Genomic DNA, 26,259 nt, shown 5'->3' with positions numbered 1-26,259 from the left:
ATGAACATCAAATTCTCCCGCCGCCGCTTCCTCACCACCGGCGCCGGCGCGCTCGGCGCCGTCGCGATGCCCTATCTGTCGCGCGCGGCCGACCGGCCGGCAGTCACCCACGGTGTGCAGTCGGGCGACGTCACCATCGACGGCGGCGTGGTGTGGGCGCGTGCCGACCGTCCAGCGCAGATGCTGGTCGAGGTGGCGACGACCGAATCTTTCAAGGACGCCCGCGCGCTGCCGCCGATCGCGGCGCTGCCCGAGAGCGACTTCACCGCAAAGATGCTGATCGAGAACCTGCCGGGCGGACAGGACATCTTCTACCGCGTCCGCTTCCGCGATCTCTCCCATGCCGCGATCGAGGGCGAGCCGGTGACCGGCCGCTTCCGCACCGCGCCGGCCGACCGCCGCGACGTCAGCTTCGTCTGGGGCGGCGATGTCGCAGGCCAGGGCTGGGGCATCAATCCTGACGACAGCGGCATGTTCACCTTCTCCGCGATGCGCAAGCACCGTCCGGATTTCTTCCTGCATTCCGGCGACACGATCTACGCCGACGGGCCCATTGCATCCGAAGTAAAACTCGCCGACGGCAAGATCTGGAAGAACGTCACGATTCCCGAAAAGGCCAAGGTCGCCGAGACGCTGGACGAGTACCGCGCCGCGCACAAATACAATCTCACCGACGACAATCTCCGCGCCTTCAATGCCGAGGTGCCGATCTTCGTGCAGTGGGACGACCATGAGGTGACCAACAACTGGTCGCTGTCGAAAGAGCTGCCGGCCGCCTACAAGGTCCGCGACATCGAGCTGCTCGCGGCCCGCGCCGGGCGCGCCTTCCACGAGATGTACCCGATGCGGGAAAGCATCACCGAGCCCGGCCGCGTCTATCGCCAGATCTCCTACGGCCCGCATCTCGACGTGTTCGTGCTCGACGAGCGCAGCTATCGGGGCCCGAACGGCGCCAATCTCGAGACCGCCTACGGCCCGGCGAGTTACTTCCTCGGCCCGGATCAGATCGCCTGGCTCAAGCGCGGCCTTTTGAATTCGCGCGCGACATGGAAGGTGATCGCATCGGACATGCCGATCAGCCTGATCGTCTCGGACACACCGAAGGGCGGCTCGGAAGCCATTGCGCAGGGCGACGGCCCGGTGCGTGGCCGCGAGTTCGAGATCGCCGACATCCTCCGTTTCATCAAGATGGCGCCGATCAGCAACACGGTGTGGCTGACGGCGGACGTGCACTACGCCGCCGCGCATTATTACGATCCGAACAAGGCGCAATTCCAGGAGTTCGAGCCGTTCTGGGAATTCGTCTCGGGCCCGCTGCACGCCGGCACTTTCGGGCCCAACGCGCTCGACAACACGTTTGGACCCGAGGTGCGCTTCGTCAAGGCGCCGGGCAAGGACAATCAGAACCTGCCGCCGTCGGCGGGCATGCAGTTCTTCGGTCACGTCAAGATCGACGGCGCCTCGGGCCAGATGACGGTGACCTTGCGCGACCGCGCCGACGTCGCACTGTGGTCGACTACGCTCGATCCCAGGCAGGCCTGATCGCTATTCCACGGCACCTACCTGAAGCGCTGCTTCCAGCGCGTCGCTCGAGCACGGCTTCTGCAAGCGCGGCTGGCCAGCCAACTCGGGCGGTATCCGCGCGTCGGCACCGTAGCCGGTGACGAAGACGAAGGGGATCTTGAGCGCAGCCAGCCGCTCGGCGATCGCAAAGCTCGTCTCGCGGATCAGCTCGACATCGAGCAGCGCAAAGTCGGGAGCACGCTTTGCGATTGCCTCAAGCGCCTGCGTCACCGAGCCGACGGTCCGCACGCTGGTCACACCGAATCCGACGAGACGATCCTCGAAATCGATCGCAATGATCGGATCGTCCTCGACGATCAGAACGTCAGTGGGGCGGCCTGAGCCATTGGAGAATGCGGGTGCCATGATCACAGCTTCTGCGTGAGGTTTTTTCGGATCAGGACTGCCGCGACACGATGCCTGCGCCCAGCGCATCGGAGGGTTCCCGGAACGAAACCCACCACATCGCAGTTCTCCCGTCTGTCCACTTGTGCACACAGGGAATGGACGGAACTCGCTAATGTGGGAGGAGGACAGGGGATTCACGATGGATGCGCGAATCGACAAGACCAGCGAGGTCGAGAGCCGGCCGGCCAACAATCTGCTGCGGCGCTTGAGCCAGGCGGACTATGCGCTGCTCGCGCCATACGTGACCGTCGAAGATACCGCCGCGAACCAGTTGCTCTACAATCCCGGCGACGACGTGCAGGTCGTCCACTTCCCCTGCGGACCGGCGCTTGCGACCTTTCTGGTGCCCAATGAGGACGGCCGCGACGTCGAGACCATTCTGGTCGGCCGCGAGGGCGCGGTGGGCGGCATCGTCAGTGAAGGATTCCTGCCGGCCTATACCCGCATCTGCGTGAAATTCGCCGGTCCGTTTGCGCGCATTCATGTCGCCAAGCTCGAGGCAGCCAAGCTGCGCTCGGCGTCGCTGCGCAACATTTTCGTCCGCTACGCCGACTGCATGCTGGCGCAGATCTTTCAGTCCACCGCCTGCAACGCCATCCACTCCATCGAGCAGCGCACGGCGAAATGGATATTGGCGGCGATGGAGCGAACCGGCGACGCGAGCAGCGTGCCGCTGACGCATGAGCAGCTCGCGACGCTGCTCGGGGTCGGGCGCAGCTATGCGAGCCGCGTGCTGCAGTCGTTCAAGGCCGAAGGCGTGCTGGATACGCGGCGCGGATCGATCCTGGTCCGCAACCGCGACGGCCTGAAGCTGCGCGCCTGCCTGTGCAATGACGCCGTGAAGATGCATTTCGAGGAGGTGCTGCGCGGAGTGTATCCGACGGAGGAGCGGGAGGCGGAGTAGCGACACTGCTCCCCCCTCGCGGTGTGCTATTGGCTCCGCTTCGACCTGCGCTAGTATACCCGCATGAGCGGGGCACTCCTTCACACGATCTTCGACATTGCGGCATGGCTGGCGGCGGCGGCCGCGCTCTCCTGGCTGTCGCGACGGGGCCTGCAGTTTCCGGCGCAATCCTTCGAGCTGCCCTACATCGCCGCGCTGGTGTTCGGCGCCGGCGTTGGCGCCTATCTGTTCGGGTCCGCCAATCTGTGGCTGTCGGGTCAGAGCGGCATTGCGCGCTCGGTCGAGGGCGCGCTGGCCGGCGGCATCGTGGCGATCGAGCTCTACAAATGGTCCGCGGGGATCAGGTTACGAACCGGCGCGCGCTTTGCGCTGCCGCTGGCCCTCGGCATCGCGATCGGCCGGCTCGGCTGCTACTTCGCGGGCCTCGACGATTTCACCTATGGCACGCCGACGGCGCTGCCCTTCGGCCATGATTTCGGCGACGGCGTTCTCCGCCACCCCGTGCAGCTCTACGAGAGCGCGGCGATGGGCTTGTTTGCGCTTGGCTATGTGCTGGCCGTGTTGAACCGGAATGCGTTCGCGATCACCAATGGATTCTACCTGGTTCTCGCCTGTTATGGAGCACAACGCTTCCTGTGGGAATTCCTCAAGCCCTATGGCACTCTGATCGGACCTTTCACGCTGTTTCACCTGCTGTCGCTGTCCATCCTGCTCTACGCCGCATTCATGCTGGCGACGGCGCCCAAAGCGAGATCCGTGCATGAACGCGCCGTTGCGTAAGTCGCGTCCCTACATCTTCTGGGGCCAGACCCAATCCCTCTGCGAGACCTGCCTGAAGCTGGTGCCGACCAAGATCCAGATCCAGGGCAACGAGGTCTGGTACGAAAAGCGGTGCAAGGAGCATGGCGTTCAGTCGACGCTGGTGTCGACGGATGCCGCCTATTGGCGCCTGTGCAAGGATTTCATCAAGCCGGGCGACCGGCCGCTGCAATTCCAGCATCGCACCGAATTCGGCTGTCCCTATGATTGCGGCCTCTGCGCCGACCACGAGCAGCACTCCTGCCTGGCGCTGATCGAGATCACCGAGCATTGCAATCTCACCTGCCCGGTCTGCTTCGCCGAATCTTCACCCGCACGAACGAAACTCACGCCGCTCGCGACGGTGGAGAGGATGCTCGACGCGCTGGTCGCGAGCGAAGGCGAGCCCGATCTCGTGCAGATTTCCGGCGGCGAGCCGACGCTGCATCCGGATTTCTTCGAGATCCTGGACGCCGTGCGCGCCCGCCCGATCCGCCACGTCATGATCAACACCAACGGCCTGCGCATCGCCCGCGAAAAGGATTTCGTGGCGCGGCTCGCCGAGAACAGGCGGGGGCTGGAGGTCTATCTCCAGTTCGATTCGCTTCAGCGCGATGCGCTGATCAATCTGCGCGGCGCGGACCTTCGAAAGATTCGCCAGCAGGCATTGGAAAATCTCGAGCATTTTGGCATCTCGACCACGCTGGTCGCGACCATCAAGCGCGGCGTCAACGATGCCGAGATCGGCGACATCGTGCGCCATGCATTGACCTGGAAGTGCGTTCGCGGCGTCACCTTGCAGCCGGTGCAGGACGCCGGCCGCAACGAGAACTTCGACAAGAATACCGACCGCATCATGCTGTCGGAGATTCGCAAGCACGTCGTCGAGACCGGCGTGTTCGGCGACAAGGACATGGTCCCGCTGCCCTGCAACCCCGAAAGCATCTCGATCGGCTATGGCCTGCGCAACGGCGAGAAGGTGCTGCCGCTGACCTCGCTGATCCCGCAGGAGCAGCTGGTTGCGGTGATGCCCAACACCATTAGCCCGGAAAAATATCCGATGCTGCGGGAAAAATTCGTCGATCTGTTCTCGCTGTCGTCAGGGCCATTGAACACAAGCGAGCGGGTCTGCGAATTGCTGTGCTGCCTGCCGAGCTTCCAGGTGCCGGAAGGGCTCTCCTACGAGAACGTCTTCCGCGTCACCATCGTGCAATTCCTCGACCGCTTCAATTTCTGCGTCGGCAACGTCAAGCGAAGCTGCATCCATTTCGTGACCGAGCAGGGCGCGATCATTCCGTTCGACACCTACAATCTGTTCTACCGGAACGGAAAGATCGACGGCATCCGCGCTGATCTGGCTGGTCAGACCTATCGCGAGGCACGCCAAGGCGAGGAGGTGCCGAGATGAGCGACACCGGCGCGCCTCCGCCGACGCCGGAGCCGCCGCCTCAGGAGGACGCGTCTGCGATGGCTCCGCCACGACGCAGCGGTTGCCTGACCGCTTTCATGGTGATCGCCGGCGTGGCGCTGCTTTTCCCCGGCCTGTGCTTCCTGGCATTCGCCGGCCAAGCCGACGCATTTGTCCCGATTGGATTGGTCCTGATCGGAATTGCGATCTTCCTCTTCATCCGCGTGGCGACCCCACCTAAACCCCGACAGTAGCGTCGCATCCTCATGAGCAACGTCGAGACGCCACCCCCGCCTCCTCCGGTCACCCCACCACCGCGCAACGGTTGCCTGACTGCGCTCATGGTGGTCGCGGGGATCGTCCTGCTGCTGCCGGGCCTCTGTGCGCTGCTGTTCGGCGGGGCCTCGGTGATCGACGGCGGCAAGATCGATTCCGACATCGCACCGCTGGTCTTCCTGGGGCTGACCGTCGGCATCGGGGGCGTCGTCCTGATCTGGGCGGCGATCAAGGGGCGGAAGGCCCCCACCCATCCCGGAACCCAGCCCTAAGCCCCGGGAATTCCCGGACAAAATTCAGTCAACCAACTGGCAAAGAACGCATTGTTTTTTGGCGGTTTTTGCATATATTGCGCCGCAAACGCGTAGGCTGCCCGGTCTGATATGGCCGGGTTTCCTTTTTGGGCGAAACAGGCCCCGTTTTCCACGTTTCCAGCGTTGTCCGTGAAGAGGTCCCGGTCTGACCGGCGAGATCGCGCTTAACCCATTGTCCGACCGCAAAGAAGCTCACCCATGAACCTTCGCAACATCGCCATCATCGCCCACGTCGACCACGGCAAGACCACATTGGTCGACAAGCTGCTGCAGCAGTCCGGCACCTATCGCGACAACCAGAAAGTCGCCGAGCGGGCCATGGACTCCAACGATCTGGAGCGCGAGCGCGGCATCACCATTCTCGCCAAGTGCACCTCGGTGACTTGGGAAGACACCCAGATCAACATCGTCGACACCCCCGGCCACGCCGATTTCGGCGGCGAGGTCGAGCGCATCCTCTCGATGGTCGACGGTGTGATCGTGCTGGTCGACGCCGCCGAAGGCCCAATGCCGCAGACCAAATTCGTGGTCGGCAAGGCGCTCAAGCTCGGCCTCAAGCCGATCGTCGCCATCAACAAGGTCGACCGTCCCGACGCGCGCATCTCCGAGGTCGTCAACGAGGTGTTCGACCTGTTCGCGGCGCTCGACGCCACCGACGAGCAGCTCGACTTCCCGATCCTCTACGGCTCGGGCAAGAACGGCTGGATGGCGAACTCGCCCGACGCATCCCACGATGTCGGCATGAAGCCGCTGTTCGAGCTGGTGATCAAGCACGTCGCGCCGCCGGTGGTCGAGGAAGGCCCGTTCCGCCTGCTCGGTACCATCATCGAGGCCAACCCCTATCTCGGTCGCATCATCACCGGCCGCATCGCGTCGGGTTCGGTGAAGCCGAACCAGGCCGTGAAGGTGCTGTCGCGTGAAGGCAAGCTGATCGAGAACGGCCGCATCACCAAGATCCTGGCCTTTCGCGGCCTCGAGCGCCAGCCGGTCGAGTTCGCCGAAGCCGGCGACATCGTCGCCATCGCGGGCCTGACCAAGGGCACCGTGGCCGACACGTTCTGCGATCCCGCCGTCGAGAGCCCGCTGCAGGCGCAGCCGATCGATCCGCCGACCGTTTCGATGACCTTCATCGTCAACAACTCGCCGCTCGCCGGCACCGAAGGCGATAAGGTCACCAGCCGCCTGATCCGCGACCGCCTGCTGCGCGAGGCCGAGGGCAATGTCGCGCTGCGCGTCGTCGAATCCCAGGACAAGGACGCGATGGAAGTGTCCGGCCGCGGCGAATTGCAGCTGGCGATCCTGATCGAGACCATGCGCCGCGAGGGCTTTGAGCTCTCGGTGTCGCGTCCGCGCGTCGTGTTCCAGAAGGACGAAGCCACCGGCGGCGCCATGGAGCCGATCGAGGAAGTCGTGGTCGACGTCGACGAGGAGCATTCCGGCGTCGTCGTGCAGAAGATGAGCGAACGCAAGTCCGAGCTGATCGAGATGCGGCCCTCCGGCGGCAACCGCCTGCGCCTGGTGTTCTACGCGCCGACCCGCGGCCTGATCGGCTATCAGGGCGAGCTGATGACCGACACCAAGGGCACGGCGATCATGAACCGCCTGTTCCACGACTACCTGCCGTATAAGGGCCCGATCCAGGGTCGCCGCAACGGCGTGCTGATCTCCAACGACCAGGGCGAGGCGGTGGCCTATGCCATGTTCAAGCTGGAAGACCGCGGCCCGATGATGATCGAGCCAGGCTGGAAGGTCTACAAGGGCATGATCGTCGGCGAGCACACCCGCGACAACGATCTCGAGATCAACGTGCTCAAGGGCAAGCAGCTCACCAACATCCGCACGACCTCGAAGGACGAAGCGGTGCGCCTGACCCCGCCGATCCGCATGACCCTCGAAAAGGCGCTGGCCTATATCGAGGACGATGAGCTCGTCGAGATCACCCCGAAGTCGATCCGCCTGCGCAAGAAGCACCTCGACCCGAACGAGCGCAAGCGCGCGGAAAAGGCCAAGGAAGCGGTGGCGTAAGGCCGCCGCGTCTCGGTGCCGTAGGGTGGGCAAAGCGCAAGCGTGCCCACCACGCGACAATGGTGGGCACGGCGCAAGAGCGCCTTTGCCCACCCTACAAAACCCGTTCCTGGAATATTGGACCAACTGCTCCGAAGCGCTATCGCGCGCAAGGGCGGGTGATGACGGCTATGCGCGCGGTGGCTTCTGGCTCTCCGGCGAACGTGCTAGAGCCCGCTCATGACCTCCCTGCCCTCCTCCGTGGACGTCGCGATCATTGGCGCCGGTGCCGCCGGCCTTGGCGCAGCGCATGCGCTGGCGGGCTCCGGCCTCTCCGTGATCGTGCTGGAGGCGCGTAACAGGCTCGGCGGCCGGGCCTGGACCGTGCAGGCCTCGCCCGAGGTGACGTTCGACGTCGGCTGCGGCTGGCTGCATTCGGCCGACAAGAACTCTTTCGCTACAATCGCAAAGCAGCTCGGTTTCGAGCTCAACAAGGACCTGCCGCCCTGGCGCGAGCGCGCCTACGGCAATGCGTTTCCGCAAAGCGAGCGCGACGATTTCATGCGCGCGATGGACGCGTTCTATGAACGCCTGTGGCAGGCCGCGCAAAAAGGCAAGGACGAGCCCGCGAGCCTGAGTTTGGAGGTGGGCAATCGCTGGAATCCGATGATCGACGCGATCTCGACCTATATCAACGGCTGCGAGCTGAAGGACATGTCCACGCTGGACTGGGACGCCTATGAGGACACGGGCCTCAACTGGCGCGTTCGCCGCGGCTATGGCGCGCTTGTTGCGGCCTATGGCGCGCCCTGCCCGGTGGCGCTGAACTGCAACGTCACGCTGATCGATCATGCGGGCAAACGCACCCGCATCGAGACGTCGCGGGGCACGCTGGATGCCGGCAGGGTGATCGTCACCGTGCCGACCAATTTGATCGCGGACGAAGCCATCCGCTTCTCGCCGCCGCTCCCGGCCAAGGTCGATGCCGCCGCCGGCCTGCCGCTCGGCGTCGACGACAAGGTGACGCTGGCGCTCGGCGATGCCGAGGCCTTCCCCAAGGAGGGCAATTTGCGCGGCGCCACCATGCGTACGGAGATGGGCACCTACCACATCCGCCCATTCGGCCAGCCCTGCATCGAAGGCTTTTTCGGCGGCAGCTTCGCCCGCGAACTGGAAGATGCCGGCGAAGGCGCCATTTCCGCGCACAGCATCGACGAGATCGCGGGTTTTCTCGGCAACGATATCAGGAGCAAGCTGAAGCCGCTGTACGAATCGCGCTGGGCCCGCGATCCCTTCGCGCGAGGATCCTATTCGCACGCGCTGCCCGGCCATGCTGGGGATCGCGCGGTGCTGGCGGCGCCAGTGGACGAACGGTTGTTCTTCGCCGGAGAAGCGACGTCGCCGGAGTTTTTTACGACCGCACATGGAGCGCGGGACAGCGGCGAGCGGGCGGCGAAGGAAGTACTGGTGGCAAAGGATAAGCCCTGACTAGGCGCCGTCGCTGCGGCGTCATACTCCAGCGTCGTCCCGGCGAAGGCCGGGACCCATACCGCGTGAACTATCGGTGTGCGGTGGTATTAGTACCGCGGATTGATTCCTTGACTGCCAGTCCTCGCCAAACTCCGCCCTGTGGTTATGGGTCCCGGCCTCCGCCGGGACGACACCGAATTTGTGGTGCCACCGCCCCCTCGAACTGTCGCATCACTCAATCACCCGCGCCCGCAAATCGGCATCGGGCACGAAGCACGCATCGTACTTCCCGAAGATGCGATAGCGGTTGCGCGCGATGAGGCTGTAGACGGGGTCCCGCAGCGGCTTTGGCACAACGAGTAATGTACGCACCCAGCCCCAGCCGGGGAGCTGTGACAGCACCGTCAGTGCGGCGTCCGACTTCATGAACACTTCGCCGCCATGGACGACGGCGTTGGTGTCGGGATCGCCGGGGTCGATGCCGAACGTGCGCGCCAACCGCGCCCCGTAATCCGATTGAACCGGCGTGAAACGAAACCTCTTCTGCGTATCGCGTTTGGCGACGAAGCGCACCCAGCGCGAGCAGAAGATGCAGACGCCGTCGAACAGGATGACATCATCGTCTGGCCATTTTGGCATCAGCTTCTCTCTTTGACGCGTTTTCTTCACGCGAACCGGGATCCACTTCGCTCGAAAACGCTATCGGTTATCCAGCATCAGGAGTGCGACCAGCATCAGCACGATCGCCGGCCCCGTCTTCACCAGCGCACCGAGCGGCTCGATCCAGAGGTCGGGCGTCAGCATCGCCGCGCCGACCATATAACCGAGCGACGCCACAATGCCCGCCGCCAGGCCGACGGCCGCGGTGCGGCGGAAGGCGATCAGCACGCCGATGCTCATGTCCATCAGGCTGGTGCCGATGGTGATGGGATCGACCAGCGCGGGCGGAAAATTGTGTGCGGTCAAGATGCCGGCGGCGGCGCGGTAGGACACGAACAGCGCGACGAAGCCGGAGACGAGCCAGAACGCGACCAGGCTCGCGACGATCAGCGCCTTGACCAGGAACAGCCGCGCGAACCATTTGTCCTGGATGGTGGCGGGGTGGCGCCCGATCGTCTCTGCCAGCGTCTTCGGCGCGATGCTTGTCGCGGCGATCCAGACTGACGGATCGCCCGTCACGCCGCGACGGAGCTCAGCGATCGCGGTGGAACGCATCGGCGGCATCCAGCCGAGATAATTGGCGAAATCGCCGATCTTTGCCCCGAGATCGAGCATGAAGGTCGGCATTGGGAGGCGCGGCCAGCCGGCCGTGCCGAACGCATGGCGAAACTGCTTGATGACGCCGGCCATGCTGACGGGCTCTGCCTGCATCAGATCCCAAGTCACGGCTTTGACGGAGGCATCGTCGATATCGCGCGCGGCGAGCCAGGCGATGGTGGCCGAGATATCCTCGACCGCAACGGGCTGAAATGGCGTCGCCATTTCCTTTTCCGGCAGGTCCAGCGGAAAGGCAGCGAGTGCGCGCAGCATCGCACTGCCACCGTAGGCGGACGGAGCGACCACGAAGCCGGGGCGCAGGATGGCGTAGGGAATGCCGGATGCCGCGATCAGCCGTTCGGCCTCGCGCTTGGTCGTCGCAAAGGCTGTCCGATCGGTCTCAGCAGTGCCGGGAATCGAGATGTGCACCAGCCGGATCGCGCGGCCGCTGTCGGCGACGGCCTGAAGCAGGCGCGCGACGAAATCGCGATGCACGGCGCCCGTATCGCTGCCGGGTCCGTCCTGGAGCACGCCGAGGCAGTTCACGACGAGGTCGACGGAGTGCTCGCTGAGAAGGTGCGTCAGCGCTGCCACGTCGAGCGAGAGGATCGGCAGCTCGATGTCCAGCCCGCTCATCGTCTGCGCCGGCGACAAGCTGCGGGCCACACCGATCACGCGAAAACTCCGCGCGCGCAAATCGTCGGTGACGAAGCGGCCGATCAGGCCGGAGGCGCCGAGCACTAAAATGGTTTTCATCATCGCGTCGCTCAAAACGGCTTTGCAATCATCAGCCAGAGGATCAGCATCGTCGCTCCGAAGCCGGGGAAGCCGAACGCGAACCAGCGGCGGAACAGCACGAAATAGCGTTCCGGCAGCGCCGCGCGTTGATCGGCAGCCTTGCGCGCGAGATCGCGCATCTCGATCTGCATGAAGACGACCGGCACCCAGAACAAGCCGGCAATGGCATAGAGCGCGAGCGAGACCAGCAGCCAGCGCTCCGTGATCGGCGTCGCGGAGAGCAGCATCAGCAGGCCGCCGCTGACCGGCTGGAGGATCACGGCCGACAGCGTGAAGATCGCATCCGCGATCACCACCACCGAAGCGGTGCGCGCGATGAACGCCGCATCCTGCGAGCGATGCGCCATCAGCATGAAGAAGGCGATGCCGGTCCCGGTGCCGAGGATGACGATGGCGCCGAGCACATGGAAAAATTTGACCAGGAAATACAGCGTCATGGCTTCTTGGTCGCCATTGGTTTCGACTGGTTCAGCGCACGTTCGAGGTCGATGCCCGCGGCTTTCACGCCGGCGTCAGTCTCGATCATCCCATGCCCCTCGTCGCCCACGGCGGGCAATGTGCGGAAATCGACCTTCCCGCCGGCGCCGCGAAAGGCATCTGCCAACGACTTCGAGAATGCCGGCGCAAAATAACTGTCATTGCTTGCCACGAACCATGTGACGGGAATGCGCGCCGTCTTGCCGAATTCGGCTGCCGCCGCCAGCAGCGCATGTGACGCACAGATCCGGTTTGGCTCGTCATTGGCGTGGCCGCCGCGCCCCGGCGCAAACACCGTGATCGGGGAGATCGCCTTTGGATCGGCATTCGCGAGCGCCAGCGCGCCCCATCCACCGGCGGAATGGCCGATCACGATCGCGGCATCCTTGCGGATAAAGTCCTGCTTTCGCAAATAGTCCAGCGCGAGCGCGATTTCTTCGGCCGTCGCGCGGCCGGAGCGCGCATAGTCAGGCTCGTCGCAATCTCCCTGGTCCTCGACATAGCGGCCGCCGGTCGCACCATGGCCGAGCCGCTCCGGCACCAGCACGGCAAATCCGCGCGCGACGAGGAACGCTGCGAGCGGGCGGTATTCCGGTTGCGGCATTTGCGCACGACGCAACGCATTCTGTGTCGAAGCGTGCGCGATGACCGCAAGCCGGAATGGACCGGCGCCAGCGGGACGAAACAGCAGCGCATGCGCGGCGATGCCGGCCTCCGGCGAGGGCACACGCCATTCCTGCCGGCGAAACGGCTCGCCCTCCGCGCCCGCTGCACCGAACGTGACCTGGGCGCACAGAGGCGACGCGGTCAGCAGGGTCAGCAGAGACAGGAGCGCAAGGATGTTGAAGAGCCGCATGAATGGCCAAAGGCGAGCACGGACAGCACCAGACTAGTAGGAACGAATCATTCTGGGCGGACTTTCTGCGTTGCCATTGCCGTTCATTGGTTGCCGCGACGCAGTTTTGCACCGACGCGTGGCAGGGGGTTGCCGTTCAAAGCAGCGGCTTGTCCTCTTTCGGTACAACATGGCCACAATACTGATGCAGAAAGTCCACAGGTTAACCGATAATTAACGATAGGTCTTGCCGCCGGCGCGGCGACTTGATTTGATCGCGTCCATGAGCACAACCCTGATCGAGGTCCGGCCGGCCAAAGCTGCAGATGCATCTGCGGTGGCATCGACGCATGACGAAGCCTGGCGTTCGGCCTATCAGGGCATCATTCCCGGCGCCGAGCTGGAGAAGCTGATCAACCGCCGCGGTCCGCAGTGGTGGGACAGCGCTATCCGCAAGGGCAGCCGCGTCAGCGTTCTGGTGTTCGGCGACAAGATCGCGGGTTATGCGAATTACGGCCGCAACCGCGCGCGCAGCCTGCACTTCGACGGCGAGATCTACGAGCTGTATCTGCGCCCCGAGTTTCAGGGCCTCGGCTTCGGCCGCAGGCTGTTCGCCGCAGCTCGCCGCGACCTGATGCAGAGCGGCCTGAAGAGCATGGTGGTGTGGGCGCTCTCGGACAACGATCCCGCGACCGAGTTCTACCGTGCCCTGGGTGGCCGCATGGTGGCGCGCTCCTCGGAGCGTTTCGGGCCGAAGTCGCTCGACAAGGTTGCCTTCGCTTGGACCAATTGAGCTGCTGAAATCCGGCCGGCAGCGCTTTCCTTCCTTCGATACCGCCCGCCCAATGCGCCGGTGATCGCTGGATTCATTATTTCACAAAAACACGATGGATTGGCGGGCCAAGCCCGCGTATGACAGCGCCAAAATCGCTGCCGGGCGCGATTTAACCTCGGCAACAACGGAGCCTTGAATGCGTATCGATGCTATCTCGATCGGAAAAAACGTCCCCCAAGATGTCAACGTCGTCATCGAAGTCCCCGTGGGCGGCGAACCGATCAAGTACGAGATGGACAAGGAGGCCGGCACGCTGGTGGTCGACCGCTTCCTGTACACGCCGATGCGCTACCCCGGTAACTACGGCTTCATCCCGCACACGCTGTCGGACGACGGCGACCCCTGCGACGTGCTGATCATCAACACCCGCGCCATCATTCCCGGCGCCGTCATGAGCGTGCGCCCGGTCGGCGTGCTGTTCATGGAGGACGAAGCCGGCGGCGACGAGAAGATCCTGGCGGTGCCGTCGTCGAAGCTGACGCAGCGCTACGACAAGGTGAAGTCGTATTCCGACCTGCCCGACATCACGCTGCAGCAGATCCAGCACTTCTTCGAGCACTACAAGGATCTCGAGAAGGGCAAGTGGGTGAAGATCCTGCGCTGGGGCGGCCCGGAGGAAGCGCACAAGCTGATCCTCGAGGGCATCGAGCGCGAGAAGAAGAAGAAGGGCTGATCCTTCCCCCTCGCCCCGCTTGCGGGGAGAGGGTTGGGGTGAGGGGGACTCTCCGCGAGGACGGCGACAGCTGACTCGCGGAGAGTCCCCCTCACCCGGATTGCTTCGCAATCCGACCTCTCCCCGCAAGCGGGGCGAGGTAAAAACCTACACCGCCGGCTTCGGCAGGCCGGCGATCGCGCAGGCCGCGCGCAGCGTATTCACCAAGAGACACGCCACCGTCATCTGACCGACGCCGCCCGGCACCGGCGTGATGGCACCGGCCACGCCAAGCGCTTCCTGATAGGCGACGTCGCCGACGAGGCGCGTCTTGCCGTCCTCCTTCGGGATGCGGTTGATGCCGACATCGATCACGGTCGCACCCGGCTTCAACCAGTCGGCGCGCACCATCTCCGGCTTGCCGACGGCGGCGTAGACGAGGTCGGCGCGCTTCACGAGGCCGGGCAGATCGCGCGAGCGCGAATGCGCAATGGTCACCGTGGCGTTCTCGTTCAGCAGCAATTGCACCAGCGGGCGGCCGACCAGGTTGGAGCGGCCGATGACGATGGCGTTCATGCCTTCGAGCGAGGCATGCACGCTCTTGGTCAGGATGATGCAGCCGAGCGGCGTGCAGGGCGACAGTGCCTCGAAGCCGCCGGCGAGACGGCCGGCATTGTTCGGATGCAGGCCGTCGACATCCTTGGCGGGATCGATGGCGTTGATGACGGCCTCGGTGTTCAGCCCCTTCGGCAGCGGCAATTGCACCAGAATGCCGTGCACGGCCGGATCGCGGTTGAGCTTTGCGACGACGGCCAGCAAGTCCGCTTGCGAGACGTCGGCCGGCAGCTTGTGCTCGAACGAGGCCATGCCGGCGGCCTGGGTCTGGGTGTGCTTGGAGCGGACATAGACCTCGCTGGCGGGGTCGCTGCCGACCAGCACCACCGCTAGGCCCGGCACCAGATTGTGCTCGCGCTTGACCCGCGCGACCTCGTCGGCAACGCGGGCGCGGAGTTCCGCGGCGATGACTTTTCCATCGATGATCTTGGCGGTCATGTCAGTTCCTCAGTCTGTCGATTTGGCGTCTGCCGCTTTGGCCTGGACGAGCTGGCGCAAGGCCTCGCCCAGCCGCGCCGGATCGCCGTCGACCGCGATCTGCTTCAGCCGCGAAGTGGCTCCGGATAGCAGTTTCACGCTGGCTTTGGGCACCCCGAGCGATTTTGCCAACAGGACCAGAACGGCCTTGTTGGCCTCGCCACCATCGGCAATGGCCCGCACCCGTACCTTGAGCACGCTGCGGCCATCGGCCAATTGCTCGATTCCGTCGATGCCGTCGCGGCCGCCGCGCGGCGTCACCCGCAGCGCGATGCTGATTCCAGCGGCGGAATAACGCCAGGGTTCCTTGCGAGCCTCGTTCGCGACCAAGGCGCTCCAGCCTGCTCAGATCACGTTCGGGTAGATGTAGTACAGGATCACCCGCTCGATGAACATGATGATCAGGATCAGGATGATCGGCGAGATGTCGAGACCGCCGAGGCTGGGCAGGAAATTGCGAATCGGCGCCAGCAGCGGCTCGGTGATCCGGTACAGGAACTCCGCCACCGCCGACACGAACTGGTTACGCGTGTTCACGACGTTGAAGGCAATCAGCCAGGACAGGATCGCGGAGGCGATCAACAGCCAGACGTAGAGGTCGAGCACGATGATGACGATGTCGAGAACGGCACGCATGGCTTTTGAGGCCTCTGGCTATTGAAAACTCTGGCTTCGGTCGGGATTGACGCCTTTTGCTAGATATCGGTTCCCCCCCGCCCAAACAAGGGAAGTTCGGACGCCGGAATGGCTAAAACCGGGTTACACCCGTCCTTGACTTGACCTTGGCAGGGACTTAAATGGCGCCCGGTTGTCGGCCGCGTTCACCAGAGCGGCCAGCAAAGGGGCCATAGCTCAGCTGGGAGAGCGCGTCGTTCGCAATGACGAGGTCGGCGGTTCGATCCCGCCTGGCTCCACCAGCCTTCGCTCGCTTCGCGAGCTTCGGCTAGGCAACCCTGGGGAAGTCCATCGTAGCGAAGTGAGCGAAGGCTGCCCCGCCATGGCCCGAAGGGCGACGGCGGGCTCTATCCGCAAATCTCCCCCTACCTCCCCGTAAACCTTGGCGGCCGCTTCTCCATGAAGCTCGCGACCCCCTCGCGGAAATCACTGCCTGCCAGCGCCACCATCATTTCCCTGTTGGCCTCGATCGTCGCCTCCGCGAGCGTCTGGAACGGGACATCGTAGAGCTGGCGCTTGATCACGGCCATCGCGCTCGGCGAGACGAAATCGGCGAGGTCGCGCGCATAGGCGTAAGTCTCCTCGCGCAGCTGCTCGGGCGGGCAGAGCCGGTTGACCAGTCCGATCCGCAGCGCTTCCTCGCTCGAAACGCGGCGTGCCGAAAGCAGCAGATCCATCGCATTGGCGTGGCCGACGATGCGCGGCAACATCCAGCTGATGCCGTGCTCGGCGATCAGCCCGCGCCGTGCGAAGGCCGTCGTGAACACGGTGTTGTCGGCTGCAAAACGCAGGTCGCAATAAAGCGCATGGACGAGACCGATGCCGGCGGTCGCGCCGTTGAGCATGGCGATGACGGGCTTCTTGATCGACGGATAGAAGCCGTAGCGCGTCTGCCAGTCGGGCCGGCGGTTCATGTCGAACGGCGGCAGGTTCGTTGCGCGCCTGACGTCATCGGGATCGAGGCCCTTCAGTGCATCCATGTCTGCGCCGGCACAGAAGGCGCGGCCGGCGCCTGTCAGCACGATGACACGGACATTGTCGTCGGCGTTTGAGGCTTCCATCGCATGACGCACGTTGCGCTCCATGACCGGCGTCCAGGCATTCATGCGATCGGGGCGATTGAGCGTGATGGTCGCGATCTTGTCGCTCACCTCATAGAGAATGTGTTCGTAGCCCATGACGCTCTCCCTTTGCTGCCGGCACGCGTTCGCGCGCGCTCGTTACGAACGAGCCTAGCATATCCAGGGATGGGAGAAGGACTTGCGCCAAGGCCTTATGCGAAGGACCTGCGCGAAGGCGCGATCACTCGGCGGCTTGCGCCAGCACCGGCCGGCGCGCCAGCCAGCCGTCGATGAAATGGTCGAGCCAGGCGCGCTCCGCCGCGTCATACACGGCCCGGTCCGCAAAGTGATGATGTCGCTCGCGCGCGCCGGGTGCGTTCAGGCCATCATAGCCGCGCGTGGTCCAGCAATGCATCATCGCGTAGGTCACATCGGGATGAAACTGCACGCCGAAGGCATTGCCGGCGCGATAGGCCTGGATCGGAAAATCATCGCCTTCCGCAAGCAGTTCGGCACCGACGGGCAACGTGAATCCCTCGCGGTGCCAGTGATAGACTTGCGCCGGCCAGTCCGGGCAGAGCGCGTGTCCCGCCGCCGTCGGACGAATCGGGTAATAGCCGATCTGGGTCAGCGCCTCCGCATGCGGCGCGACGCGAGCCCCGAGCTGCATCGCCAGCATCTGCGCGCCCAGGCAGATGCCGAGGAACGGTCGCTGTTCGCGAAGCGGAATTTCGATCCAGTCGATCTCGCGGCGGATGTAGTCGTCGGGATCGTTGGCGCTCATCGGGCCGCCGAAGAACACGGCGCCGGCATGCCGGTCGAGGGTTTCGGGCAGGGGATCGCCGAAGCGGGGACGACGGATGTCGAGGCGATGCCCGAGCGCGCGCAGCGCATTGCCGACGCGGCCGGGTGTCGAGGATTCCTGATGCAGAACGATCAGAACCGGCAACCGGTTTTCGGAGGCGGCGGCGCTCGGCGCCTTCTTTCGGAAGGGCACCACTCCTGCGCCACCAAACCTGTCCGTCCGGAACGACATGGCCTCTGCGAGTGCTATCGGTTCAGACCGCCAGCATAGCTAAGCGATGGTTAACATCGTGTGAGTTTGCGCACACATGCCGCACTACTGAAGCAAGCTCCGGGCCACTACGGTCGCGAAGGGCTGTCTTCAAAGCGTTTTCGAGCGAAGTGGATACCGGTTCGCGTGAAGAAAACGCGTCAAAACAAGAAATCTAGTGCCTCTGCCGCTGGAACCGGCTGGTGGCGGACAGGATGAAGCCGCGCGGAAAGAATCGCAGCGCGAACGGCACAATCTTGATGCCGAGACCCGGCAGCACTGCCCGTTTGTTCGCCATCAGGCCGTGATAGGCCTGCCTGGCAACATCGGACGCCGAAACGTTGAGAAGCGCCGTATTGTGTCCGGACCCGACACCAGCGCGGGCCTGGAATTCGGTCGGCACCGGACCTGGGCAAAGCACGGTGACGCGAACGCCGCGCGGCGCGAGCTCTGCCCGCAGCGCCTCGGTGAGTGAAATCACATAGGCCTTGGAGGCGTAGTAGACGGCCATGCCGGGGCCGGGCAGAAAGCCGGCGACCGATCCGACATTCAGAAGTCCGCCCTTGTTCCTGATGAGCTGATCGGCAAAGCGCAGCGACAGATCCGTCAGCGCCCGCACGTTGACATCGACAATACCGACCTGCTCGGCGCGGTCGCACTCGATGGCATCGCCGAACACACCAAAGCCGGCATTGTTGACGAGATGATCGAGCTCGACGTCTTCGGCTTTGAGGGCTGCGGCGATCTTCTCGCCGGCGTCCGCGTCCTGAAGATCGCAGGCGATCACGATCGGCTTCTTGCCGCCCTTGGCGGCGAGCTCATTGGCGAGCGCCTCCAGCCGGTCGGCCCGTCGCGCCGTCAGTGCGAGGCGGTGTCCGTTGGCGGCGAACACGCGCGCCAGCTCCGTGCCTATGCCCGCCGAGGCACCGGTGATCAACGTTACCCGCTCAGTCACGATCGATGTCTCTTGAATTGAAGTTTTTGGTCCCGCAATGGCGGAACGAGAGCATAGGCCGTGCGCGACAGGCAAGCGGCGCCCGCCGCATGGCCGCTTGAGCGGACATCAGGGTAAGCAGAAAATCCGGGAATTTACGGGCAAATCCGGGAGGAGATCGCCCACATTAAAGTTTCGTCATGTGATCAACACAACCGGCCGTCGGCCGGTTTGCGCGGATCAACCGGTCACGGCGCTGTCCTGCACCTGCCCGCCGGCACGCTCCGCAACGGCGTGCTTGAGCTCGATCCGGTCGCGCTGGGAGATCCCGAGCAGGTCGGAGGCGCGCCAGACGACGTTGTCCTCGAACTCCGAGACCTGGCCGTCGGCATAGACCAGCTCCCACATCATCTGCACGATGCGCTTGCGGCCCGCTTCGTCGAGCGAGCGCATGATGACGCTGGTGAAATGGTAGAGATCGACGGCGTCGCCCTCGACCTGGGTCGCATCGGTGATCAGACGATCCGCCGCGCCGCGATCGAGCCCGAAATGGCTTTCGATCAGGCTGTGCAGCTTGCGCTGCTCGGCCGCGCTCGGCTGGCCGTCCAGCGAGACCACGTGGACCAGCAACGCGGTCGCCGCGAGCCGATAATCGCTGTCGCCGAAGGCGCGATCCTGAGCCTGGGGAGCAACGATGTCGGCGATGAACTGGCGCAGGCCGTCGAGCATAAGGTCCTACCAAAATGGATGCCGCCGCGGGATGCGGCGGCTACCAGCATTATATGAGCGGGAAACTCAACCGGCGCAACGTGCGTCAGTTTCGCGCGTGCATTACGTTTCGGCAATCTGGGCGAGGAGCGAGCCAAGCCTTCCAATGTCGTCCCGGCGAAGGCCGGGACCCATAACCACAGGGAGTAGTTTGACGAAGGCTTTGGCGACAACCATCTTGCCCGTTTCAGAAATCACGCGGTATGGGTCCCGGCCCCGTGCGCAATTGCGCACTCGGCCGGGACGACGTATGGAGTTACGGTATCTCGTACACCACCATCTTGTCGGCGATGCCGCGCAGCGCGGCCTGTTTCTGGATCGGCTTGATCTCGCGCTGCTGGAGGAGTTCGGCGACCGCCGGCGCATCCGCCACCGGCCCAGTGATATGGATCTCCTGCGCGGTCGACAGGCTCTGCACGCGCGCGGCGATGTTGACGGTCTGGCCGAAATAATCCTGCCGCTCGTTGAGCATCACCGCGAGGCACGGGCCCTCATGGATGCCGATCTTGACGATGAGGTCGGTGGTGCCGCGCTGCTTGTTGAGCTCGTCCATCGCCGCGCGCATCCGCAGACCCGCGACGATCGCATGTTCGGGACGGACGAAGGTCGCCATCACGGCATCGCCGATGGTCTTCACCACCGCGCCCTTCTCGGAAGAGATGATCTCGAGCAGCGCATGGAAATGCGCGCGCACCAGATCGAACGCGGCGAGGTCACCGACGCGCTCATAGAGCGCGGTCGAGCCCTTCAGATCGGTGAACAGGAAAGTCAGCGAGGTGATCTGGAGCCGCTGATCGAGGCTGAGATTGTCCGCCTTGAACACGTCGCGAAACGTCTGGTTCGACAGCATCCGCTTGGCGGTGAGGAACGGCTTACGCTTGCCGATGAGATGATGAAGCGCCTCGGCCGCGATGAACACCGACGGCAGCACGCGCACGCCGGCCTGGTTCTCCAGCGACAGCCGCAACGGGCCGGGCCGCATCACCGTGGTCCCCGTCGGAGCCTGCACCTTGTTGTACATGATGGCGAGCTGCTGGCGGTCCTTGGTCGGCTCGCCCTGGACGTCGATGAAATGGGCGGCGTGCGTCACCGGCTCGAAGATGATGACGAAATCGCCCGGCAGCTGCAGCGACATGGTCGCCTTCTCGCCGGCCGGCAGCTCCATCGTGTCCAGCGTGACCTCGTTGGCGAGCGTCGCAAACGATTCCTTGTTGAAGTCGACGCCGGAGCTCCAGAACACCTGCTTGAAATATTCCCACACCGGAAGCGTGTCGGGATCGTGTGCCGCGATGCGCCGGACGCGCGGATTCACCGTGAAGGACACCTCGACCTGGTCGTCGACGGAGGCCTTGTAGCCGCAGGCGCAGAGCGCGCAGTGGTAATCATCGGGCTTGAGCGCCTTCAGGGTCGAGTGCGCCCCGAGCACGCCGCCGCAGCCAGGACAGAGCACATTCCAGCCGAGATCGAACAGCCCGAGCCGCGCCGAATGCAGGAAGGCCGAGATCACGTGCTCCTCGTCGAGACCGTGCTGCGTGGAGAAATCGAGCACGTTGACGCGGTTGAGCTCGTGATCCTCGCCATGCTCGATGAGATCCGCAATCGCATCGACCACCTTCGCATCGGCGGTCTGCTTCAGAACGGAAAACTGGGCCTGGATGTCGCTCATGGCGGGGCTCTATCTCGGTTGAATCACGCCATCGGTCAGACGAGCGCCTGTCATCGACGCGTGATGCGGAACATGGGTGAGTGGTCCGGCTGGGTCGTGACGACGCCATGCGGAATCACGGGAGTCTCGTCGGCCAATTCGACACGGAAGGCGCCGATCAGCCGGGCCAGCGCCAGCACGGATTCGGCCTGCGCAAACGGCGCGCCGATGCAGACGCGCGGGCCGGCGCCGAACGGCAGATAGGCGAAGCGGTCGGGCGCCTCTTTCGACATGAAGCGTTTGGGAATGAACGCATTCGGCTGATCCCACAGCTTCTCGTGCCGGTGCAGCAGCCACGGCGCGATCATGATGATGTCGCCCTTGCCGATCTCGACGCCGGCGGCGTTGTCCTTCTCGCGCGCGGCCCGCGCGACCAGGAACGCGGGCGGATAGAGCCGCATCGTCTCCTCGATCACGGCGCGGGTGAATTTCTGGCGGTCGATGTCGGCCATGCTGTCGAGATGTTCGTCCCGCGTCTCGGAGGCGACTTCCTCCTGCGTCTCCGGATCGAGCGCGAGCAGATAGAGCGCCCAGAACAGCGCCGTCGCCGTGGTCTCGTGGCCGGCGAGAATCATGGTCGCGACCTCGTCGATGAGCTGCGCGTCGGAAAAGCCCTTGCCCGTTTCGGGATCGCGCGCCTCGTCCATGAGATCGAACAGGTCGCGCGGCGGTGCGCCGTCCTTCTTGCCCATTTGGCGCCGCTCGGCGATCAGCATCGAAACGAACTCGGTCCAGCGCTTGCGGAAGCGGGCGCGAGCCCGATCCATCGGGGTCGGCCAGGACACCGGCAGCAGCATGTCGAGGAAGTAGGGACGCCCGAGCCGCTCGCCATATTCCATGACGAAGTTGCGCAAGGTGGCGCCATGTTGATCCATTCCGAACGAGAACATCGTGCGTCCGGCGATCTCGAGCGTCATGCGCTGCATGACCTCGCGCATGTCGACCGGCTCGCTTGTGCGCGCGTCAAGCTTGGCGATGGTCTCGTCGAGCACCGCCGTCATGTGCGGAACGAGGTTCGCGGTCGCGCGCGGCGTGAACGCCGGCGCGAGCGTGCGGCGCTGAAACGTCCAGGAATGACCCTCTGCGATCAGAAGGCCCTCGCCGAGCACCGGACGCAGCATGCGGATGCCGGCCGGCGTGCGCGTGTAGTTTTCGTAATTGGTGAGCAGGACATGCCGGATCGCATCCGGCTGGTTCAGGATGAAGCTGTTGCGGAAGACGAAGCGGCCCGGGATGACCTCTTCCTCGTAGGCACGCTGCCCCCAGGTGGCGATCATGTTGCGTCGGATCACCGCGAGCTTAGCAAGGAACGACATGTTGTCGGGTGCACGCGGCGGGGCCGGAGGGACGATGGGCCGACGCACACTGGCGATATTCATGGCTCTCTCCCGCAGATCTGACGCAAATGAATAGCTAGTAAGTCATCTCGGCAATCGCAATCCTGTTCTCGGCGGCCGGCCAGAGGCGTGCCACAATCCGTTCTTCGCCGAACTGGGCCACGATGTTACGCCCGATCTCGGCGGCCGGAAGCCGCAATGTTGCTGCCGCATCGGTGGGCACACCCGGCTTGACGTCGGCGGGCTCCTTGCCGTCGAACAGCACCACGTCCCGTGGCAGGCCGAAATAGCCGCGCGGACGCGACATGATCACGATCGCGCCGGCGTCCTTGTCCGCCGGACCGAGCGGGCGCGCGGGCCGGAGGTGCACGACGTCGGACGAGCGCGGGAAGGGCGATCGATAGAAGTGCGTGGTCGGCGCATCCGGCGCCGCCAGGACGAATTCGAGCGACCAGGCGGGATCGACCTGCGCCGAGCCCCAACGGCCGTCGGCGCCGGTCTTCGCGCTGTGCACGGCACCGCCCTTGCGCTCACCGGTATCGGGGTCGACGCGAAAGATCTCGACGGTTGCACCCGCCACCGGGCGGTTGGTCGACACGCCGCCGGGCGTGCCGGTGACGAGACCGCTCAGGCGGACACTCTGCTCCGGCACGATCGCAATTCGCTGGGGCTCGCGTCCGGCGATGAACTTGTAGATCTCGCGGAAGGCGCGCGGGTGAAACGCCACCTCGCGATGGTCGAGCGCGCCGAGCACGAGATTGGTCGCACCCTTCAGCTCCGGCCCCTCATTGGTGACGCCGGTCGGCGTGCCGGGTTTGCCGATGAAACGGCCGTCGGCTTGCGCGTATTTGTCCATGCCGTCGCTGCGCAAGGTGAGGAAGGCGACCCCTGGCGTCACCTCGCTCTCCCCCTCGTTCAAACCGCGCAGGAACGGCCCGCGGCCGTTGAACTCGTTTCCAAGCTGGTCGTCGGTCGCGAACACACCGTGATTGGGCGTGCCACACAGCACGGCGTGGCTGACATCGCCGGTACCGCCGCTTCTGATGACGTTGCGGATCGCGTTGCCGCCCCGCGAGCTGCCGACCAGGGCCACGCGCGGAGCTCCAGTCCGGCGCTTCAGCTCAGCGATGGCGGCAGCGAGCTCGCGGCGCTGGTCCTCCGTCGAGGAGCGGTTCGCCTGCTCGACCTTGTCGTCGCTGCGCGCCAGCGGATCGGTGAAATTGATCGCCATCATGCGATCGCGCGCGATGCCGTTGGATTCCATCCGCCACAAGGTCGTCATCCAGAGCGCGTCGTAGTCGCCGTTGCCGTGGACGAACAGGATCGGCGGCACTTCCGCGTTTTGCACGGCGGGCGCCGTCTGGGCCAGCGCGCCCATCCGCAGGCTCGCAGCCGCGAAGGGCAAGCTGCCCGCTCCCAGCAGGATCGTCCGTCGCGACAGCCTCATCTATTCCTCCCCGGCAAAACCATCTTTGCACCGCTTATACCGGCCTAACCACTGGACAGCGAAGGACTTTCGCGGGCATCACTGACTTTGCCGGAATCACCCGAAGACCACTTCTGCCAGCCCATATGGAAGGGGATATGACCGAGCAGCCGAACCGTCAGAAATTCGCCGGCGAGGGCATCGCCGCCCCCCTGCGGTTCACCGTATTCCGGCGCATCTGGCTCGCCAGCCTGCTCTCCAATCTCGGCCTCCTGATTCAGGGCGTGGGCGCAGCCTGGGCGATGACGCAGATGGCGGCCTCGGCGGACAAGGTGGCGCTGGTGCAGACTGCCCTGATGCTGCCGATCATGCTGATCTCGATGCCGGCCGGCGCCATCGCCGACATGTATGACCGCCGCATCGTGACGCTGATCTCGCTGGCGATCGCGCTCACCGGCGCGACCGCGCTGACGGCACTGGCCTGGCTCAAGCTGATCACCCCGGAATTGCTGCTCGTCTTCTGCTTCGTCGTCGGCAGCGGCAATGCGTTGTTTGGGCCGGCGTGGCAATCCTCGGTCAGCGAGCAGGTGCCACAGGAAGCCCTGCCGTCGGCCGTCGCGCTGAACGGCATCAGCTACAACATCGCGCGCAGCTTCGGTCCCGCGGTCGGCGGCGTCATCGTCGCCTCGCTCGGCGCGGTCGCGGCGTTTGCCTGCAATGCGGTCCTCTATCTGCCGCTGCTGGCGGTGCTGCTGCTCTGGCGCCGCTCGGTCGAGCCCTCGCGCCTGCCGCGGGAGAAGCTCAACCGCGCCATGGTCTCGGGCTTCCGCTACATCACCAATTCGCCGCCGATCAAGATCGTGCTGCTGCGCACGCTGGTGATGGGCCTGATCGGCGGCGCCATCATGGCGCTGATGCCGCTCATCGCGCGCGACCTCTTGCATGGCGGCGCGCAGACCTACGGCATCATGCTCGGCGCCTTCGGCATGGGCGCGGTGGTCGGCGCGCTCAACATCCATGAATTGCGCAAGCGCATGAGCGGCGAGGCCGCGATCCGCGCCTGCACCATCTCGATGGCGTTCGCGATGGCCGCCCTCGCCGTGAGCACCGAGCCGGTGCTGACGGCCACCGCGCTGGTGCTCGCCGGCGCGGTGTGGATGGCCGCGGTCGCGCTGTTCAATATCGGCGTACAGCTCTCTGCGCCGCGCTGGGTCGCCGGCCGGTCGCTCGCGGCATTCCAGGCCTCGATCTCCGGCGGCATCGCGATCGGCGCCTGGGGCTGGGGCCATCTCACCGACTATGCCGGCGTCGAGGTCGCGCTGCTCGTCGCCGCCGGCCTGATGCTGCTCTCGCCGCTGCTCGGGATCTGGCTCACGATGCCGCGCGTCGGCGCCCGCAACGAGGATGCCGAGGTGCTGGCCGATCCCGAGGTCCGGCTGTCGCTCACCGGCCGCAGCGGACCGCTGGTGGTCGAGATCGAATACCGCGTCGCCCAGGAGAACGCGCGCGCCTTCCACAATGTGATGCAGGATGTGCAGCTCTCACGGCAGCGCAACGGCGCCTATGGCTGGTCGATCGCGCGCGACATTGCCGATCCCGAATTGTGGACCGAGCGCTATCACTGCCCGACCTGGTTCGACTACTTGCGCCAGCGCAACCGCTCGACCCTGTCCGAACGCGCGCTGCATCAGCAGGCGATCGATTTCCACATCGGCCCCGAGCCGGTGCGCGTACGCCGCATGCTGGAGCGTCCGTTCGGCTCGGTGCGCTGGAAGGACGAGACACCGGACCGCGCCGGCGGCGAGGTGCTGCCCGTGGTCGCAACCGCGGCGGGGAGCAGCACGTAGGTATTGTGAATTCGTAGCCCGGATGGAGCGTAGCGCAATCCGGGGCAGTCTCGCCGCAGGACAGAATCCCGGATTTCGCTGCGCTCCATCCGGGCTACGGGAATCCCTACTGCCCGTGGTCCGTCAGCACCTTGTCGCAGGCCTTGCTGAGGCGGGTGCGGTTCTGCTTCAGGCACGCCAGCACGGCGCCATCGCCATTGTTCATCACGGCACGGCAGAAGCGGCTGACATCGCGCGCGCAGGCGTCGTGTCCGGGCTGCTGTTGCGCGGACGCGGCGGATGCGCACAAGAGCAGGGAAATAACGAAAAGAAATCTGGTCATCGCGTAATGCCTCTTACCCGGAACAATGTGCGGGCGAAG

Annotated in this window: 27 protein-coding genes and 1 tRNA gene; 12 read left to right on the top strand and 16 right to left on the bottom strand. The window is 64.8% G+C overall.

The window, feature by feature from the left end; translation table 11 throughout:
- Positions 1-1,542 (top strand): alkaline phosphatase D family protein, encoded by a 1,542-nt coding sequence (locus tag JQ603_RS33020; protein ID WP_212346281.1) that lies wholly within the window; start codon positions 1-3, stop codon positions 1,540-1,542.
- Positions 1,543-1,545: 3 nt separating this feature from the next.
- On the opposite strand, the gene JQ603_RS33015 is transcribed toward JQ603_RS33020, so the two are convergent.
- On the bottom strand, positions 1,546-1,929 hold the full coding sequence (locus tag JQ603_RS33015) for a response regulator (protein ID WP_212346279.1): 384 nt from the start codon (positions 1,927-1,929) through the stop codon (positions 1,546-1,548).
- A gap of 181 nt (positions 1,930-2,110) precedes the next feature.
- Between JQ603_RS33015 and JQ603_RS33010 the strand changes: the two genes are divergently transcribed.
- The 7 genes from JQ603_RS33010 (at position 2,111) to JQ603_RS32980 (ending at position 9,163) form a co-directional block, all read left to right on the top strand.
- The gene (locus JQ603_RS33010) at positions 2,111-2,875 is read left to right on the top strand and encodes a Crp/Fnr family transcriptional regulator (protein ID WP_212346276.1); all 765 of its coding nucleotides are present in this window, start codon (positions 2,111-2,113) and stop codon (positions 2,873-2,875) included.
- A gap of 63 nt (positions 2,876-2,938) precedes the next feature.
- A complete protein-coding gene (locus JQ603_RS33005) occupies positions 2,939-3,655 on the top strand; it encodes a prolipoprotein diacylglyceryl transferase family protein (RefSeq protein ID WP_212346273.1) in 717 nt (238 codons plus the stop codon).
- Positions 3,636-5,081: a radical SAM protein gene (locus JQ603_RS33000; RefSeq protein ID WP_212346270.1), complete on the top strand. Its 1,446-nt coding sequence runs from the start codon at positions 3,636-3,638 to the stop codon at positions 5,079-5,081. Before JQ603_RS33005 ends, JQ603_RS33000 begins: the two co-directional genes overlap by 20 nt.
- On the top strand, positions 5,078-5,335 hold the full coding sequence (locus JQ603_RS32995) for a hypothetical protein (protein WP_245004016.1): 258 nt from the start codon (positions 5,078-5,080) through the stop codon (positions 5,333-5,335). Before JQ603_RS33000 ends, JQ603_RS32995 begins: the two co-directional genes overlap by 4 nt.
- 12 nt (positions 5,336-5,347) lie before the next feature.
- A complete protein-coding gene (locus tag JQ603_RS32990; RefSeq protein WP_212346267.1) occupies positions 5,348-5,629 on the top strand; it encodes a hypothetical protein in 282 nt (93 codons plus the stop codon).
- Positions 5,630-5,869: 240 nt separating this feature from the next.
- Entirely contained in the window at positions 5,870-7,696 is a 1,827-nt protein-coding gene (typA, locus tag JQ603_RS32985; protein ID WP_212346264.1) for a translational GTPase TypA, read from the top strand.
- 219 nt (positions 7,697-7,915) lie between these two features.
- Positions 7,916-9,163 carry a flavin monoamine oxidase family protein gene (locus tag JQ603_RS32980; RefSeq protein ID WP_212346261.1) on the top strand — a complete coding sequence of 416 codons (1,248 nt, stop codon included), beginning with the start codon at positions 7,916-7,918 and terminating at the stop codon, positions 9,161-9,163.
- A gap of 213 nt (positions 9,164-9,376) precedes the next feature.
- Here JQ603_RS32980 and JQ603_RS32975 read toward each other — a convergent pair whose 3' ends face one another.
- From JQ603_RS32975 to JQ603_RS32960, 4 genes are read right to left on the bottom strand one after another with little or no spacing between them, the layout of a single operon-like run.
- Positions 9,377-9,784, bottom strand: a complete 408-nt coding sequence (locus JQ603_RS32975) for a thiol-disulfide oxidoreductase DCC family protein (protein ID WP_212346627.1) — start codon at positions 9,782-9,784, stop codon at positions 9,377-9,379.
- A gap of 60 nt (positions 9,785-9,844) precedes the next feature.
- A complete protein-coding gene (locus tag JQ603_RS32970) occupies positions 9,845-11,161 on the bottom strand; it encodes an SDR family oxidoreductase (RefSeq protein ID WP_212346258.1) in 1,317 nt (438 codons plus the stop codon).
- A gap of 8 nt (positions 11,162-11,169) precedes the next feature.
- Positions 11,170-11,637, bottom strand: coding sequence for a DUF2269 family protein (locus JQ603_RS32965; protein ID WP_212346255.1), 468 nt, complete (start codon positions 11,635-11,637; stop codon positions 11,170-11,172).
- Complete coding sequence (locus JQ603_RS32960; protein ID WP_212346252.1) at positions 11,634-12,533, bottom strand: alpha/beta hydrolase family protein; 900 nt, start codon at positions 12,531-12,533, stop codon at positions 11,634-11,636. The genes JQ603_RS32965 and JQ603_RS32960 overlap by 4 nt, the downstream gene beginning before the upstream one ends.
- A 262-nt stretch (positions 12,534-12,795) precedes the next feature.
- Here JQ603_RS32960 and JQ603_RS32955 point away from each other — a divergent pair, with 262 nt between their 5' ends.
- Positions 12,796-13,305: a GNAT family N-acetyltransferase gene (locus JQ603_RS32955; protein WP_212346250.1), complete on the top strand. Its 510-nt coding sequence runs from the start codon at positions 12,796-12,798 to the stop codon at positions 13,303-13,305.
- A 178-nt stretch (positions 13,306-13,483) separates the two neighbouring features.
- Positions 13,484-14,020, top strand: a complete 537-nt coding sequence (gene ppa / locus JQ603_RS32950) for an inorganic diphosphatase (RefSeq protein ID WP_018645116.1) — start codon at positions 13,484-13,486, stop codon at positions 14,018-14,020.
- A gap of 147 nt (positions 14,021-14,167) precedes the next feature.
- Here the strand turns inward: ppa and folD are convergent, their stop codons facing one another.
- From folD to JQ603_RS32935, 3 genes are read right to left on the bottom strand one after another with little or no spacing between them, the layout of a single operon-like run.
- Positions 14,168-15,052, bottom strand: a complete 885-nt coding sequence (folD, locus tag JQ603_RS32945) for a bifunctional methylenetetrahydrofolate dehydrogenase/methenyltetrahydrofolate cyclohydrolase FolD (RefSeq protein ID WP_212346247.1) — start codon at positions 15,050-15,052, stop codon at positions 14,168-14,170.
- A 9-nt stretch (positions 15,053-15,061) separates the two neighbouring features.
- Positions 15,062-15,421, bottom strand: a complete 360-nt coding sequence (locus tag JQ603_RS32940) for a DUF167 domain-containing protein (protein WP_212346244.1) — start codon at positions 15,419-15,421, stop codon at positions 15,062-15,064.
- 15 nt (positions 15,422-15,436) lie between these two features.
- The gene (locus JQ603_RS32935; protein WP_018645113.1) at positions 15,437-15,727 is read right to left on the bottom strand and encodes a YggT family protein; all 291 of its coding nucleotides are present in this window, start codon (positions 15,725-15,727) and stop codon (positions 15,437-15,439) included.
- A gap of 205 nt (positions 15,728-15,932) precedes the next feature.
- On the opposite strand from JQ603_RS32935, the gene JQ603_RS32930 reads away from it, so the two are divergent.
- Positions 15,933-16,008 (top strand) — tRNA-Ala (locus JQ603_RS32930).
- A gap of 123 nt (positions 16,009-16,131) precedes the next feature.
- Here the strand turns inward: JQ603_RS32930 and JQ603_RS32925 are convergent.
- The 7 genes from JQ603_RS32925 to JQ603_RS32895 form a co-directional block, all read right to left on the bottom strand.
- Positions 16,132-16,944, bottom strand: coding sequence for an enoyl-CoA hydratase (locus JQ603_RS32925; RefSeq protein ID WP_212346241.1), 813 nt, complete (start codon positions 16,942-16,944; stop codon positions 16,132-16,134).
- 124 nt (positions 16,945-17,068) lie between these two features.
- Entirely contained in the window at positions 17,069-17,863 is a 795-nt protein-coding gene (locus tag JQ603_RS32920) for a glutamine amidotransferase (RefSeq protein ID WP_212346238.1), read from the bottom strand.
- Between the two features lie 193 nt (positions 17,864-18,056).
- A complete protein-coding gene (locus JQ603_RS32915; RefSeq protein ID WP_212346235.1) occupies positions 18,057-18,836 on the bottom strand; it encodes an SDR family NAD(P)-dependent oxidoreductase in 780 nt (259 codons plus the stop codon).
- A 219-nt stretch (positions 18,837-19,055) separates the two neighbouring features.
- Positions 19,056-19,544 (bottom strand): TerB family tellurite resistance protein, encoded by a 489-nt coding sequence (locus tag JQ603_RS32910; protein ID WP_212346232.1) that lies wholly within the window; start codon positions 19,542-19,544, stop codon positions 19,056-19,058.
- A gap of 295 nt (positions 19,545-19,839) precedes the next feature.
- Positions 19,840-21,249 (bottom strand): adenylate/guanylate cyclase domain-containing protein, encoded by a 1,410-nt coding sequence (locus JQ603_RS32905; RefSeq protein ID WP_212346229.1) that lies wholly within the window; start codon positions 21,247-21,249, stop codon positions 19,840-19,842.
- 50 nt (positions 21,250-21,299) lie between these two features.
- Positions 21,300-22,667 (bottom strand): cytochrome P450, encoded by a 1,368-nt coding sequence (locus tag JQ603_RS32900; protein WP_212346226.1) that lies wholly within the window; start codon positions 22,665-22,667, stop codon positions 21,300-21,302.
- A 34-nt stretch (positions 22,668-22,701) separates the two neighbouring features.
- Positions 22,702-24,072: a hydrolase gene (locus tag JQ603_RS32895; protein WP_212346223.1), complete on the bottom strand. Its 1,371-nt coding sequence runs from the start codon at positions 24,070-24,072 to the stop codon at positions 22,702-22,704.
- A gap of 137 nt (positions 24,073-24,209) precedes the next feature.
- Between JQ603_RS32895 and JQ603_RS32890 the strand changes: the two genes are divergently transcribed.
- Positions 24,210-25,898 carry an MFS transporter gene (locus JQ603_RS32890; protein WP_212346220.1) on the top strand — a complete coding sequence of 563 codons (1,689 nt, stop codon included), beginning with the start codon at positions 24,210-24,212 and terminating at the stop codon, positions 25,896-25,898.
- A gap of 106 nt (positions 25,899-26,004) precedes the next feature.
- On the opposite strand, the gene JQ603_RS32885 is transcribed toward JQ603_RS32890, so the two are convergent.
- The gene (locus JQ603_RS32885) at positions 26,005-26,220 is read right to left on the bottom strand and encodes a cysteine rich repeat-containing protein (protein ID WP_212346218.1); all 216 of its coding nucleotides are present in this window, start codon (positions 26,218-26,220) and stop codon (positions 26,005-26,007) included.
- Positions 26,221-26,259 lie beyond the last annotated feature (39 nt).

The sequence above is a fragment of the Bradyrhizobium liaoningense genome, from assembly GCF_018130825.1.
Classification (GTDB): Bacteria; Pseudomonadota; Alphaproteobacteria; order Rhizobiales; family Xanthobacteraceae; genus Bradyrhizobium; species Bradyrhizobium liaoningense_B.
This window is presented reverse-complemented; position numbering and strand designations above follow the sequence as displayed.

Coding starts and splice junctions, on each gene's coding strand:
- folD (WP_212346247.1), bottom strand. CDS start 15,052: ATGACCGCCAAGATCATCGATGGAAAAGTCATCGCCGCGGAACTCCGC.
- JQ603_RS32975 (WP_212346627.1), bottom strand. CDS start 9,784: ATGCCAAAATGGCCAGACGATGATGTCATCCTGTTCGACGGCGTCTGC.
- JQ603_RS32995 (WP_245004016.1), top strand. CDS start 5,078: ATGAGCGACACCGGCGCGCCTCCGCCGACGCCGGAGCCGCCGCCTCAG.
- JQ603_RS32965 (WP_212346255.1), bottom strand. CDS start 11,637: ATGACGCTGTATTTCCTGGTCAAATTTTTCCATGTGCTCGGCGCCATC.
- JQ603_RS32885 (WP_212346218.1), bottom strand. CDS start 26,220: ATGACCAGATTTCTTTTCGTTATTTCCCTGCTCTTGTGCGCATCCGCC.
- JQ603_RS32890 (WP_212346220.1), top strand. CDS start 24,210: ATGACCGAGCAGCCGAACCGTCAGAAATTCGCCGGCGAGGGCATCGCC.
- JQ603_RS33005 (WP_212346273.1), top strand. CDS start 2,939: ATGAGCGGGGCACTCCTTCACACGATCTTCGACATTGCGGCATGGCTG.
- JQ603_RS32920 (WP_212346238.1), bottom strand. CDS start 17,863: ATGTCGTTCCGGACGGACAGGTTTGGTGGCGCAGGAGTGGTGCCCTTC.
- JQ603_RS32990 (WP_212346267.1), top strand. CDS start 5,348: ATGAGCAACGTCGAGACGCCACCCCCGCCTCCTCCGGTCACCCCACCA.
- JQ603_RS32935 (WP_018645113.1), bottom strand. CDS start 15,727: ATGCGTGCCGTTCTCGACATCGTCATCATCGTGCTCGACCTCTACGTC.
- JQ603_RS32970 (WP_212346258.1), bottom strand. CDS start 11,161: ATGATGAAAACCATTTTAGTGCTCGGCGCCTCCGGCCTGATCGGCCGC.
- JQ603_RS32980 (WP_212346261.1), top strand. CDS start 7,916: ATGACCTCCCTGCCCTCCTCCGTGGACGTCGCGATCATTGGCGCCGGT.
- JQ603_RS33010 (WP_212346276.1), top strand. CDS start 2,111: ATGGATGCGCGAATCGACAAGACCAGCGAGGTCGAGAGCCGGCCGGCC.
- JQ603_RS33015 (WP_212346279.1), bottom strand. CDS start 1,929: ATGGCACCCGCATTCTCCAATGGCTCAGGCCGCCCCACTGACGTTCTG.
- JQ603_RS32955 (WP_212346250.1), top strand. CDS start 12,796: ATGAGCACAACCCTGATCGAGGTCCGGCCGGCCAAAGCTGCAGATGCA.
- JQ603_RS33000 (WP_212346270.1), top strand. CDS start 3,636: ATGAACGCGCCGTTGCGTAAGTCGCGTCCCTACATCTTCTGGGGCCAG.
- JQ603_RS32900 (WP_212346226.1), bottom strand. CDS start 22,667: ATGAATATCGCCAGTGTGCGTCGGCCCATCGTCCCTCCGGCCCCGCCG.
- JQ603_RS33020 (WP_212346281.1), top strand. CDS start 1: ATGAACATCAAATTCTCCCGCCGCCGCTTCCTCACCACCGGCGCCGGC.
- JQ603_RS32925 (WP_212346241.1), bottom strand. CDS start 16,944: ATGGGCTACGAACACATTCTCTATGAGGTGAGCGACAAGATCGCGACC.
- typA (WP_212346264.1), top strand. CDS start 5,870: ATGAACCTTCGCAACATCGCCATCATCGCCCACGTCGACCACGGCAAG.
- JQ603_RS32905 (WP_212346229.1), bottom strand. CDS start 21,249: ATGAGCGACATCCAGGCCCAGTTTTCCGTTCTGAAGCAGACCGCCGAT.
- JQ603_RS32960 (WP_212346252.1), bottom strand. CDS start 12,533: ATGCGGCTCTTCAACATCCTTGCGCTCCTGTCTCTGCTGACCCTGCTG.
- JQ603_RS32910 (WP_212346232.1), bottom strand. CDS start 19,544: ATGCTCGACGGCCTGCGCCAGTTCATCGCCGACATCGTTGCTCCCCAG.
- JQ603_RS32895 (WP_212346223.1), bottom strand. CDS start 24,072: ATGAGGCTGTCGCGACGGACGATCCTGCTGGGAGCGGGCAGCTTGCCC.
- ppa (WP_018645116.1), top strand. CDS start 13,484: ATGCGTATCGATGCTATCTCGATCGGAAAAAACGTCCCCCAAGATGTC.